10 protein-coding genes are annotated in these 12,857 nt (G+C 45.9%); 6 read left to right on the top strand and 4 right to left on the bottom strand.

Annotation, left to right across the window (positions count from 1 at the left end; genetic code table 11):
• Positions 1-70: 70 nt before the first annotated feature.
• The 3 genes from HMPREF1535_RS24725 (at position 71) to HMPREF1535_RS24715 (ending at position 3,650) form a co-directional block, all read left to right on the top strand.
• Complete coding sequence (locus HMPREF1535_RS24725) at positions 71-1,024, top strand: Rossmann-fold NAD(P)-binding domain-containing protein (RefSeq protein ID WP_046147948.1); 954 nt, start codon at positions 71-73, stop codon at positions 1,022-1,024.
• Positions 1,025-1,262: 238 nt separating this feature from the next.
• Positions 1,263-2,261, top strand: a complete 999-nt coding sequence (locus HMPREF1535_RS24720) for an FAD:protein FMN transferase (protein WP_046147947.1) — start codon at positions 1,263-1,265, stop codon at positions 2,259-2,261.
• 99 nt (positions 2,262-2,360) lie between these two features.
• A complete protein-coding gene (locus HMPREF1535_RS24715; protein ID WP_046147946.1) occupies positions 2,361-3,650 on the top strand; it encodes an NAD(P)/FAD-dependent oxidoreductase in 1,290 nt (429 codons plus the stop codon).
• Positions 3,651-3,688: 38 nt separating this feature from the next.
• Here the strand turns inward: HMPREF1535_RS24715 and HMPREF1535_RS24710 are convergent, their stop codons facing one another.
• The 4 genes from HMPREF1535_RS24710 to HMPREF1535_RS24695 all read right to left on the bottom strand — a co-directional run bounded on the left by HMPREF1535_RS24710 (position 3,689) and on the right by HMPREF1535_RS24695 (position 9,136).
• Positions 3,689-5,746 carry an outer membrane beta-barrel family protein gene (locus HMPREF1535_RS24710; protein ID WP_046147975.1) on the bottom strand — a complete coding sequence of 686 codons (2,058 nt, stop codon included), beginning with the start codon at positions 5,744-5,746 and terminating at the stop codon, positions 3,689-3,691.
• 75 nt (positions 5,747-5,821) lie between these two features.
• Entirely contained in the window at positions 5,822-6,046 is a 225-nt protein-coding gene (locus HMPREF1535_RS24705; protein ID WP_046147945.1) for a hypothetical protein, read from the bottom strand.
• A 158-nt stretch (positions 6,047-6,204) separates the two neighbouring features.
• On the bottom strand, positions 6,205-7,869 hold the full coding sequence (locus HMPREF1535_RS24700) for an AMP-binding protein (RefSeq protein WP_046147944.1): 1,665 nt from the start codon (positions 7,867-7,869) through the stop codon (positions 6,205-6,207).
• Between the two features lie 109 nt (positions 7,870-7,978).
• Positions 7,979-9,136, bottom strand: a complete 1,158-nt coding sequence (locus HMPREF1535_RS24695) for a 6-bladed beta-propeller (protein WP_046147943.1) — start codon at positions 9,134-9,136, stop codon at positions 7,979-7,981.
• Between the two features lie 299 nt (positions 9,137-9,435).
• On the opposite strand from HMPREF1535_RS24695, the gene mtaB reads away from it, so the two are divergent.
• The 3 genes from mtaB to HMPREF1535_RS24680 are packed head-to-tail and all read left to right on the top strand — an operon-like array spanning position 9,436 to position 12,757.
• Positions 9,436-10,764 carry a tRNA (N(6)-L-threonylcarbamoyladenosine(37)-C(2))-methylthiotransferase MtaB gene (gene mtaB, locus HMPREF1535_RS24690; protein WP_046147942.1) on the top strand — a complete coding sequence of 443 codons (1,329 nt, stop codon included), beginning with the start codon at positions 9,436-9,438 and terminating at the stop codon, positions 10,762-10,764.
• Between the two features lies 1 nt (position 10,765).
• Entirely contained in the window at positions 10,766-11,647 is an 882-nt protein-coding gene (locus HMPREF1535_RS24685) for a lysophospholipid acyltransferase family protein (RefSeq protein ID WP_046147941.1), read from the top strand.
• Positions 11,648-11,704: 57 nt separating this feature from the next.
• Positions 11,705-12,757, top strand: coding sequence for a glycosyltransferase family 2 protein (locus tag HMPREF1535_RS24680; protein WP_046147940.1), 1,053 nt, complete (start codon positions 11,705-11,707; stop codon positions 12,755-12,757).
• Positions 12,758-12,857: the final 100 nt, after the last annotated feature.

The raw sequence follows: 12,857 nt of genomic DNA, 5'->3' as shown, positions 1-12,857 counted from the left end.
GCCTTTGTAGCCTATGTTATCATTCAATTAAATTGACTACATTTGCCATTCATATAAACAGATAAATAACATGAGACATTTCACTTGTGTACAAGATGTAGGCGACCTGAAGCAGGCGCTTAACGAAGCATTCGAGATCAAGAAAGACCGCTTTCAATTCACAGAACTTGGCAAGAACAAGACGCTGCTAATGATATTCTTCAACTCCAGCCTGCGCACCCGCCTCTCCACCCAGAAGGCTGCGATGAACCTGGGGATGAACACGATGGTGCTCGACGTGAACCAGGGTGCCTGGAAACTGGAAACCGAACGTGGTGTCATCATGGATGGTGACAAACCTGAACATTTGCTGGAAGCTATTCCTGTCATGGGTTGCTACTGCGATATCATCGGTGTCCGTTCCTTTGCCCGTTTCGAAAACAAGGCGGACGATTACAATGAAAAGATTATCTCCGAATTCATCCAGTACTCCGGTCGTCCGGTATTCAGCATGGAAGCGGCTACCCGCCACCCGTTGCAGAGTTTTGCCGACCTGATTACGATTGAAGAATACAAGAAGACTGCCCGTCCGAAGGTGGTTATGACCTGGGCGCCTCATCCGAAAGCCTTACCGCAGGCCGTTCCCAACAGTTTCGCCGAATGGATGAATGCAACCGATTACGAATTTGTCATCACCCATCCCGAAGGGTATGAGCTCGACCCGAAGTTCGTCGGCAATGCCCGTGTAGAATATGATCAAAAGAAGGCCTTCGAAGGTGCCGACTTCATCTATGCCAAGAACTGGGCCGCCTATGCCGACCCGAATTATGGCCAGGTATTAAGCAAAGACCGCGCCTGGACTGTCGATATGGAAAAGATGGCGCTGACCAACAATGCTTATTTCATGCACTGCCTGCCGGTTCGTCGTAACATGATCGTCACCGACGACGTGATCGAAAGCTCGCAAAGCATCGTCATCCCCGAAGCAGCCAACCGGGAAATCTCAGCACAAACAGTATTGAAGAAGATATTGATGGGGTTGTAACCTGAAAGAAAACCTGTCCCCCGTGCCTGACACGGGAGCAGGTCGGTTATGTCACCTATGGGAAGTCACCACGTCTACCTACTTGGTAAGCTATGTCTACCTACTTGGTAGGCATCATCTACCTACTAGGTAGGCAACGTCGACTTACCAGGTAGACAACATTCCCCTTTGAGGGTAGTTGTTTTCAACCCTCCCGAATACCTATTTAATGGTTCATTAGTATATTATTAACAAATATATGAAACATCTATACCTCCTCTCTTTATCCCTATTCTTTCTCCTGACCGGATGCAATCAGCCGAAACAGTATTACGAAGTAACCGGCATGCTTCATACTCCCTATCAAATCAAGTTCGAATATACCGAATCGCTGGAAAATGAAATCAGTGCTGAACTTCAACGCTACTACCATTGCCTTAATCCGTTCGATTCTACCTCCGTCATCTCCCAGGTAAACCAAAACAAAGATATAGAGGTCGATGATCTTTTCATCGAAGTCTTCAATAAAGCGATGGAAGTATCCGGACAGACTAATGGCATCTATGATATTACCTGTGCCCCGTTTATCAACCTTTGGGGATTCGGATTCAGCAAGAGTGACAGCGTTACGCCGGCCATGATAGATAGCATACGCCCATTTGTCGGTTATCAGAAAGTCCGTTTGGAGGGACGGAAGGTTATCAAAGACGATCCCCGCCTTCTGCTGAATTGCTCCTCTTTGGGAGACGGATGCTGTTGCGAAGTCATCGCCCGTCTCTTCGACAGTAAAGGTATCGAAAACTACCTGATCGATATAGGTGGTGAAACGACAACCAAAGGCGTCAACCCTAAAGGTGAATGCTGGCACATTGGGATCACCAGGCCATCCGATGATCCGATGGGCACGAATAAAGAGTTGCAGGTGATCCTCCTGTTATGCGGACGCCACGGCCTTGCCACTTCCGGCGACTACCGCAACTTCTACATCAAAGACGGAAAGAAATACGCCCATACCATCGACCCGAGAACAGGCTCTCCTGCCGGACAACCGATCCTCAGCACAACCGTTATCGCCGCCGACTGCATGACCGCCGATGCTTACGCTACCGCCTTCATGGCTATGGGCCGCGAAGAAGCCCGCAAAATCCAACAACAACATCCGGAACTGGAATATATGTTTATCTATGCAGATGAGAATGGGGACTATCGCACGGATTATACGGAAGGATTTAAACAGTATTTGTTTCAGAGACCATAATCCTTGATAACTCATCCTATAAATCAAGGCCTTCCCCCTATTCCATCCGAACATATTCCGTTTCCGATTGTTCTATTATAAAACATAACATAGAACATCATGGGCTTCAACATCGCAAAAACAAATAAGAAACGCGTAGTCATCATAGGGGGTGGCTTCGGCGGAGTAAAGCTGGCCAATAAACTGAAGGGGAGTAATTTCCAGGTTGTCCTGATAGACAAAAACAATTTCCATCAGTTCCCGCCTTTGTTGTATCAGGTAGCATCGTCCGGGCTGGAACCGGGCTCAATCATATTTCCTTTCCGGAAGATATTCCAGAAGCAGAAAGACTTCTATTTCCGGATGGCGGAAGTGAAAGCCATCATTGCCGAACGCAATCTGATTGAAACATCCATCGGTGAATTAACCTACGATTATCTGGTGATTGCCTCGGGAACTATCACCAACTTCTTCGGCAACAAGACCATCGAAGAAAAGGCTTTGCCGATGAAGACAATCCAGGAAGCTCTCGAACTCAGGAATACCCTGCTCTCAAACTTCGAGAAGGCGACAATCTGTACCGACCCGGAGGAACGGCAAGCACTAATGAACGTAGTTATAGTCGGTGGCGGTGCAACAGGTGTTGAAATATCGGGAGTATTGGCTGAAATGAAAAGATTCGTTATGCCCAAGGATTATCCGGACCTGAAACAGTCGGACATGCACATCTACCTGGTGGAAGGTTCTCCCCGGCTACTCGGAGTAATGTCGCCCGAAGCATCAGCCAATGCAGAAAAGTTCCTGAAAGGAATGGGAGTAAACATCATACTCAACAAACGCGTTACTGATTATCAGGACGGGAAAGTGATACTGGACGACAACTCCACCATCGCAACCCAAACACTCGTATGGGTTAGCGGAGTAACTGCCACCCACTTCGAACATATTGATAAAGAAGCGTTAAACCGCGGTGGACGAATAACGGTAAATGAATTTAACCAGATGCCGGGAATGGCAAACGTTTTTGCCATCGGAGATGTCTGCTTCCAAACAGAGGAAGACTACCCGAACGGCCACCCACAGGTAGCCCAGGTAGCAATCCAACAAGGTAACCTGCTTGCCGACAACCTCAAACGGCTGGAATCGGGCAAAGAATTGAAAGCCTTCCATTATCTAAATCTCGGAACACTGGCTACCGTTGGACGCAATAAAGCAGTGGCCGACCTGAAAAAGTTAAAGCTGCAAGGGTTCATTGCCTGGATGGTGTGGATGGGGGTACACCTCCGTTCTATCCTGGGTGTCAAGAACAAACTGATGGTACTGATCGAATGGGTATGGAGCTACTTCACATACGACCAGTCCATTCGCCTGATCCTGTATATCCCTAAAAAGAAAGTGGGGAAGAGTTAACATTCAGCCCCCCTTCCCCACCTATATAGTTTCGTTTATTACAAACTATAGGTCAATGTCAGCCAGGTCACCCGTGCATCCCGGTTGCGTACTTGTTCCATGTGCATTTTACTTGTATCGATAAGGGTTGTCTCTTCCAGGCTGTCAAAGATATTATTGATACTCAGATTGGCACGCAGTTTACGATACATGAAATATTGGGAAAGCCCGGCATTCACACTGCTGTGGCTTTTGATTTTACCCTGCGGAGTCAGTTGGTCCGAGATAAAGAAACCATCCAGCTGAAACTCCGTGGTCGGGGTGATATAGATACTCACACTTCCTTTCAGGTCGGTGCAAACCATTGACTTCTTCTCCTCATACCCAACCGTTCTGCCATCAATTTCATCTCTGTACACATTACCGGAAAAACCGATATTCAGGATACGGATAGGATTCCAGTTTCCGGAAAGTTCAAAACCCAATGCCTGGCTGTGGCCTATATTCTCTTTCTGCCAGATAGACTCCTCGTTTATCACTTCCATAATCCGGTTCGATTTATTACGGTAATAAATGGCCGGAGAGAAACGGAAACGATTTGCAACCAACAGATAAGACAATTCCAATGAATGAATGAACTCATCCTTCAAATCCGGATTCCCCTGTGACAGATGAGTCGGGTCACTATAATTGGTGAAAGGACTCAAATCCGCTCCATTAGGACGAATCACGCGTTGCAGATAACTCAATGACAAACAACCCGCGTTACCGGTCTGCAAAGAAAACTTTACCCGGGGATATACATGAAAACGAGTATTGCTTTTCTGTGTTTTGAATTTCTGCGCATTGACTTCCGCCTGTAAACCGGCTTCGGCAGAGAAGCGGTCCCAGCGTCTATCGACCGAGGCGTACAACAAATGGGTATTCCGGTTGAAAGAATAATCGTATGTTTTATTGGCAACGGGAGTCCAGGTATTATCATCCAGGCCGATGTCGTTTGTCTCCGTCCTGTAAGTTTCATCCTTGATACGTCCGATATATCCGGCTTTGAAATACCATTCATCGGCAAACAACTTACTGAAGGCAGCAGAAAAATAATAATTATGCTTGTCCTGATTGATGAACATATTGTCTTTCTTCAGGATATTTCCGGTTCCCGGCTTCTCATTTTCATAGTAATTGTCCTCATCATAACCGAAGTCATTATAGTTGAATGTTACACTTAACTGATCCTGCGGATTAGAAAAGCGATGGTTCCAACGAGCCTCCAAGGCATAAGCATCTTGACGCTGGTCGTTATAACGATAGCGGGTTATTTGGTTCTTTACACTTCCATCCGGGTTCAAGACCTTATTATTGATTCCCCCATAACGGCTGTAATCCATCAAATGATATAATCCGTAGACAGTCAGCAAGTCTTTTGAAGTCAGGTCATACCCCACACTCAGGTCGGCCAGATGAACATCCGGACGTGCCGATGCATTATTATTCATTATGGTTGTACCGGCATCCGTTTTTGTCGTCTTGTCAAACGAACGTTCGCGGTATTCTTTCCGGTAATTATATTTCCCAATAATATGAAATTTCCCCGGATGCAGATTTACGATTGCCCCGGCATTATACCGTTCCTGCAATCCCGCTCCCAACGTCACCGTCAGCGGTGAATCCGATTTTGTATAATTAGTAGAGGAAAGGTTCAGTACACCGGCATCCCCATCAGGCACCAGCGAAATATCAGGCAAGGCAGACATTGATATCCGGTTGAAAAATAAAGCTGGCAACTGGATAAAGACATCTCCGCTATATTCCTCCAGCAATCCGTAAGGAATACCATTAATCAGCATCCCTGCTTTACCCGACCCGCGATAAGTGACTCCCCCTTCAATATCGGTCACCAGCGAAGGCATTTGCCGGAAGGCTTCGGATACTGTGCCCGTCATACTGCTCAGGTTCTTGTCTACCTGAAGACGTTTAACCTCACCGCCATTGAGACCGGCAATACGTTTACCCTGTATTTCCACATTCTGCAACTGCAAATTCATGTCAACCGGGGTCTGGGCATACATCGTATGACTTAACAATGCGACAACTGGGATAATGATTCGATTTCTTTTCATATTGAATACCATTATAAACAAAAAAAGTCTGTATGTTTGAGCATACAGACTGTCCTTTTAACTGATTACTGAATATTATTCAGCAGGAGCAGCTTCTGTTTCAGTAGCAACAGCAGTTGAACCGCCTTCAGCAGGAGCAACTTCTTCTGTTACTGTTTCTTCTTCAACAACTGCAGGAGTAGTTTCTTCTACTGTAGTTTCTGTTTCAGCTACTTCAGCATTTGATTCTGCAGATTTGTTACCACATGATGTGAAAGAAACGGCTGCAACGATAGCAGCAAATGCAACTAACTTTTTCATTTTGTCTTTAATTTAAACGGTCTATAATATCTTCTTGTTGTTGTAAAACGATGCAAATGTATGTATTAATTATATATGTTGTACAACATAAGATACTTTTTTTTCAATTATTTTTTGCAACAAGCGTAATAGACTGTTAATCAAGACATGGATACGTATCAGTAGTTGCTATACAAATACCTCTTGATACTCTTCTTCGGAGTTTTTTCAAACTCTGTCGGGTATAATTGTATTTCTGAAACAACTTCATAGGAAGCCAGCTGCTTATTTAACTCAACCCGGTTCTGTTCCATAATGACCGGCAGGTCGGTATGGGATATTCCGGTACCGTCTACCGTGTCGTAATCCGGATAGACCAGAGCTACCAGCTTGCCGTTTTTCTCGATAACGATACTTTCCATGACGAAAGGCAGGTTATTGATTTTCGACTCAATCTCTTCCGGATAGATATTCTGTCCGCTTGCTCCCAGAATCATCGTCTTGCTACGGCCACGGATAAAGATACGGTTATCCGCATCAATCGTTCCCAGGTCGCCGGTATGAAGCCAGCCGTCTTCGGTAAAAGCATTCTTTGTCGCTTCTTCATTCTTATAATAGCCTTTCATTACATTCTCACCCCGGACCTGGATTTCCCCTACCTTATTATAGGGGTCATCAGAATCGATACGTACTTCCATGATTCCTTTCAGGACTTGTCCGCAGGAACCGGGCACATATTCATAATTGTGGTCGTAGCTAATCAGCGGCCCGCATTCGGTCATTCCGTAACCGATAGTAAACGGGAATTTGATTTTATACAGGAAATCGCTCACTTCCTGGTTCATGGCAGCTCCACCGACAATCACTTCACGGAAGCGTCCTCCCATAGCATCCACCAGATGTTTACGAATCTGGGCATAAATGCGCGAATCCAGCAAAGGAATATTCAACGCCAGCTTCATCGTTGTTTTGCTCAGCTGCGGAAGAATCATCTTTTTGTATATCTTTTCCAGAATCAGCGGAACGGTGAGAATCAGGTTCGGCTTTACCTCTTCAAATGCTTTCAACAAGATTTTCGGAGAAGGAACTTTTCCCAACATATAGACATGGGCTCCCACCGCCATCGGTACGAGGAAGTTAAAAGCACAGCTATAGGCATGTGCCAACGGCAGGAAGCATAATTCGCGGTCGCCACGATACATCAAATCGAGCGTCTTGGCATAAGTTACATTTCCCGCCAGATTGTTTCCGGTCAACATGACGCCTTTACTGAAACCGGTCGTACCGGAAGTATAGTTCAGCAGGACAACCTTGTCGTTATCCAGTTCGGCATATTTTATATCGTTCTTGCTAAATCCTTTCGGATACTTTTCTGCCATCTTCTCATCCATCAACTTCATCAACTTCTGAATGCTTTCGCCGTCACGCTGATGCAGGCAACGGAAGTCGGAAAGAGAGAATACACCGCGTATCTCTTCTATCTTATCCTCTTCCAACGAATCCCAGATACGGTCGCTGACGAACAGGAAGACCGATTCGGAATGATTGATAATATGATGTACGTCGTTCGGGTTGAAATCTTGCAAGATGGGCACTATGATTGCACCATACGTAACAGCCGCCATATAGACAATACACCAGCGGGCACTGTCTTTACCGATCAGAGCGATTTTATCTCCCCGGCGTATCTGACATTCCTCAAACAGGATGTGGATACGGGCTATTTCCTTCGCTACATCCTCGAATGTAAAAGTGACGTTCTTGCTGTAATCTGTCAGTGCGGGTAACGACCAGTTTTCCTTGAAACTGTTTTCGTATATCTTAATGAAGTTTTCTTGTATCATAGCACAGATGCTTATATTTTGTGCAAAAATACAGACTATCCGGCAGATACACAACAGACAGGCTGAGTTTAACCCTTACCCGGTCAAACTCAGCCTCTGTTTGATTTCTTTATTTCTTATGCTTTATCAGCATAATCACCGGATTCGCTTCCTCATCCAAGGTCGCTGCAATTTCTTTCAACCGACCTTTCAGCTGTCCTTTTTCGTAAGCCTCCGTAAGGTCAGAGGCTTCTAATGACAGACTGACCGGTATTTCTTGATTTTTAGGCTTCGAGAAGAAAGAGACCTGTTTCTTATTCGAGTAATCAGCATTACATATAGTATAGTTGAAGATTGCTTTTTCCTGCTTGTCATACACCAAATCGGTACCCGGGAATCCTTTAAACGTTTTATAGTCCAATTCTTTCTTCATAGTCCGCATGAAATAATAGCGGTCGGTGATAATGGTCGGGAAAAGAAAGACTTCTACTTCCATGGATTGTATGGAGGGAGTCCTGACAATAGAAGGAGTCAGATTACCCTTCGGCGAATAGTTGTACACAGTATCGGAAGATGTATTCACAAGCGCCCAATGATCCTTGGCTGGAAATGTCAGATGAAACTCAGGCGTTACAACCAATTCATCTTTCATCACAACCGGTGTCTTCATCTCTTTAAAGGGAATTGGTATTTCCCGGGTGACACTTCCATCCTGCTTTGAAAACAGTATATGGCATGCTTGCCTGTTTTCTTCCGGCGTTCCGTAGTATTTCTTATAAGTAATCAGATGCTCCCGGTCGTAATCGAATACATCGTCATAATGACTGTTATCTGCAAATTTGAAACTTCTTTTAAAGTTTCCGGATAAGTCATATGCCAATATCTTCTTAGTATAGTCTACGACAAACAATTCGTTATTATCTTCATCCAGAATAATCCCTGAAATACCGGAATATTCCTCAGCTCCTTGCCCCAGACGGTTTATCTTTCGCAGGCCTTTACCTGTTTTCCTGTCAAAGACGAAGATATTTCCATCGTTCCGGTTTCTTACCAGCAAGAATTCCTTACCGATAGCTTCCACAATACCATGTGTGATAAACTCGTCAGTAGTTTCCAGCGGAACATATTCCACATCCATTATATCCTGGAGAATCAGTTCCTTTTCAGGATAGCTGGCAGTAACATCGACACTGATAATCTCGTCATTTTGGGAACCGGACTGTTGGCAATCAGTGCATCCCACTACGAAAAAGAGGATAATTGCCAGATTTACATTTAGTTTCTTCATTTCTTTCTGTTTGTTATGAATACTAATTACGAACGACCTTACGTTTGCACGAATAAATCGTACGAAATATACGTACTTTCTGGCGAATAAACAACTTAATCTATTTCTTCCTGTTTCTTATTCACAAAGAAAGGACAATAAAACAGTAAGTCATCCATACCTTTAATCTTCACAAACACAATGTTCTCCTTCTAACTGTAAAGGGAAAAGAGAAATAACGAGATTACTGAAACCACACAAAACACCAACAATCTACATGTCAATAATTTTAATTACATTTGCGCGATAATTCAATCGCAATGATAGACAAAACCGTATTTGAAAATAAAATAGCTGCTTATTATACCCTGGGTTGCAAGCTCAACTTCGCAGAGACCTCCACCATCGGGAAGGTATTGGCAGAGCAGGGCGTACGTAAAGCCCGTGCGGGTGAGAAAGCAGACATCTGTGTCGTAAACACCTGCTCGGTAACGGAACTGGCCGATAAGAAATGTCGCCAGGCCATCCGTCGCATCAGCAAACAGCATCCGGGAGCCTTTATTGTTGTGACCGGCTGTTACGCGCAGCTCAAACCGGAAGAGGTGGCCCATATCGAGGGGGTCGACCTGGTTTTGGGTGCAGAGCAAAAACTGGATATATTAATGTATCTGGATGACCTGAAAAAGAAAGAAGAAGGCGGCGCCGTCGTTGCCTCACAGACTAAAGATATACGGACCTTCTCCCCTTCCTGTTCGGCAGACGACCGTACGCGTCATTTCCTGAAAGTACAGGACGGATGCGATTACTTCTGTTCCTATTGTACCATTCCTTTTGCCCGCGGACGAAGCCGCAACGGTACCATCGCCAGTATGGTGGAGCAGGCACGGGAAGTAGCTGCCAAAGGTGGAAAAGAAATCGTGCTGACCGGAGTCAATATCGGTGACTTCGGCAAGTCGACGGGCGAGACTTTCATCGACCTGATTCGTGCACTCGACGAAGTGGAAGGTATCGTGCGTTACCGCATTTCTTCCATCGAGCCGAACCTCATTACGGACGAGGCCATCGACTTCGTAGCCTCCAGCAAACGGTTCGCCCCTCACTTCCATATCCCTTTACAAAGCGGAAGCGACGAGGTGCTGAAACTGATGAGACGCCGTTACGACACGGCCCTTTTCCGTCATAAGATTGAGAAGATTAAGGAAATCATGCCCCACGCCTTTATCGGGGTGGACGTGATTGTCGGGACACGCGGCGAAACGGACGAGTTCTTCGAAGATGCCCGCAACTTTATCGACAGCCTGGACATCAGCCAGCTGCATGTGTTCAGCTATTCGGAACGCCTGGGAACACAGGCGTTGAAGATTGCCCATTCGGTCGATCCGAAAGTAAAACATGCCCGCAGTCAGCAACTGCTGGATATTTCCGACAGGAAACTTCATGCTTTCTACGATGCCCATATCGGCAGCCAGGCGGAAGTTTTATTCGAACATACCCGCAAAGACGGCCGGATGCACGGCTTCACAGAGAATTATATTAAAGTCGAAATACCTTATAACAGTTCGCTGGTAAACGAAACCCGACGGGTGACGCTGACCGGATGGAACGAAGACCGTACCGCATTAAATTGTGAATTAGTAACTATCGGTTGATATGTGGAATAAAATTCAATACGGATTAATCTTTGCATGGGCCAAGCTGCATGCATTTTTACCGATGTCGGTACTGTATGTACTGTCCGATATCCTGTATGTACTAATCTATTGGGTGATTCGTTACAGGATAAAAGTAGTGCGCCGCAACCTGGAAGCCTCTTTCCCCGAGAAATCGGAAATAGAATTACGCCGGTTGGAAAGGGCCTTTTACCATCATTTTGCCGACTATATCGTCGAGACAATCAAACTGGCGCATATCTCTCCCGAAGAAGTATTGCGCCGTGCCCATATCAAGAATCCTGAAGTGGCAACCCGTTTGCAGGCAGAAGGACAAAAAACAGTGATGATGCTGATGGGCCATTACGGCAACTGGGAATGGTTCAGCGCCTCCAGCCTGGTATATACCGATTCGTGCCTGTGGCAAATCTACCGACCGTTAAATAACAAAGCTGTCGACCGCCTGTTCATTTATCTGCGCACCCGCTTCGGTTCTTATGGAATGAAGAAGAACGACACGGTACGCGATATGATGACGTTGAAGAAAGAAGGCAACAACAACATCGTTATCTTCATAGCCGACCAGACACCCAGCAAGGCAAACCTGCATTACTGGACTACCTTCCTGAACCAGGATACCGCTATGCTGAACGGTGCGGAACGTATCGCCCGTAAACTGGATTTGCCGGTCATCTTCCTGGATGTACAGAAAGTGAAACGCGGCTACTATACAGTCGAAATGAAGCTGATGACCGCCCATGCCAAACAGACTGCCGAGAACGATATTACCGAATCATACGCCCGCATGACGGAAAAGATGATTCTCCGCAATCCGGCCTATTGGCTCTGGACACATAAACGTTGGAAATATAAACGGGAGTAATCCCCTCCCCTCTCGAGAGGGGAAACAGTTACAACCAGTCACTATAATAAATATATCATGACAAATAATACGACTTCCTCCCCCCATCTGTCAACTAAAAAAGTAGCCATCGTCATCCTTAACTGGAACGGTGCGAAGTTGATGGAAGAATTTCTCCCGTCTGTAATAGCATACAGTCCGGCAGAAGAGGCAGAAGTAGTCGTGGCCGATAATGGTTCTACCGACAACTCGATAGCCCTGTTGCAGGAAAAGTTCCCTTCCGTCCGCATTATCCGGCTGGATAAGAACTACGGCTTCGCCGAAGGATACAACCAGGCACTCAAACAACTCGACAACGAATATACCGTCCTGCTGAACAGTGATGTCGAAGTAACCCCCGGCTGGCTCGACGCACCATTGGCTGCCCTTGAGGCCGATGCCACCATCGCCGCCGCCCAATCCAAGATACGGGCACAGCGCAACAAGGAATATTTCGAATATGCCGGAGCGGCCGGCGGTTATATGGACATTTACGGGTATCCTTATTGCCGGGGACGCATGCTCCATGTCGTAGAAAAAGATGAAGCCCAATATGATGCGCCTGCCGATATCCTCTGGGCAACAGGGGCCTGTCTGTTTATCCGTACCGCTGTCTATAAGGAAGTAGGCGGCCTCGATGCCGGTTTCTTTGCCCATCAGGAAGAGATAGATATGTGCTGGCGGTTACGTTCGCGGGGGTATCGGCTGGTATGTACGCCCCAATCGGTCGTTTATCATGTCGGAGGGGCGACTTTGCAGGTGGAGAGTCCCCGCAAGACTTTCCTCAACTTCCGCAATAACCTGCTGATGCTTTACAAGAACCTTCCCGAAAAAGACCTGAAGCCTGTTATGCGTGCCCGCTTCTGGTTGGATTATATAGCTGCTACGAAATTCCTGTTATGCGGCCATATTCAAAATGCCAAAGCTGTATATGAGGCCCGTAAAGCCTTTTTCGATATGAAACCGGAATATGAAGAGAAACGCAGGGAGAATCTGGCAAAGACAACGCTTCCGATTATCCCGGAACTGATGCGCAGCAGCCTAATCCTCGCTTTCTATTTGAAAGGGAAAAAGAAATACTCCGACCTTTAAGTTCTTTCTTCATAATATCTAAGTGGAAAGGATATGACATCTAACCTTTTTTGTCAGGACTTTTAGAAAAGAAAGATTAAGCATACATATATGTAAGGCA

It is taken from the genome of Parabacteroides goldsteinii DSM 19448 = WAL 12034 (assembly GCF_000969835.1).
GTDB lineage: Bacteria > Bacteroidota > Bacteroidia > Bacteroidales > Tannerellaceae > Parabacteroides > Parabacteroides goldsteinii.
Note: the sequence above shows the minus strand (reverse complement) of the source record. Positions and strands in the feature narration are given on the sequence as shown.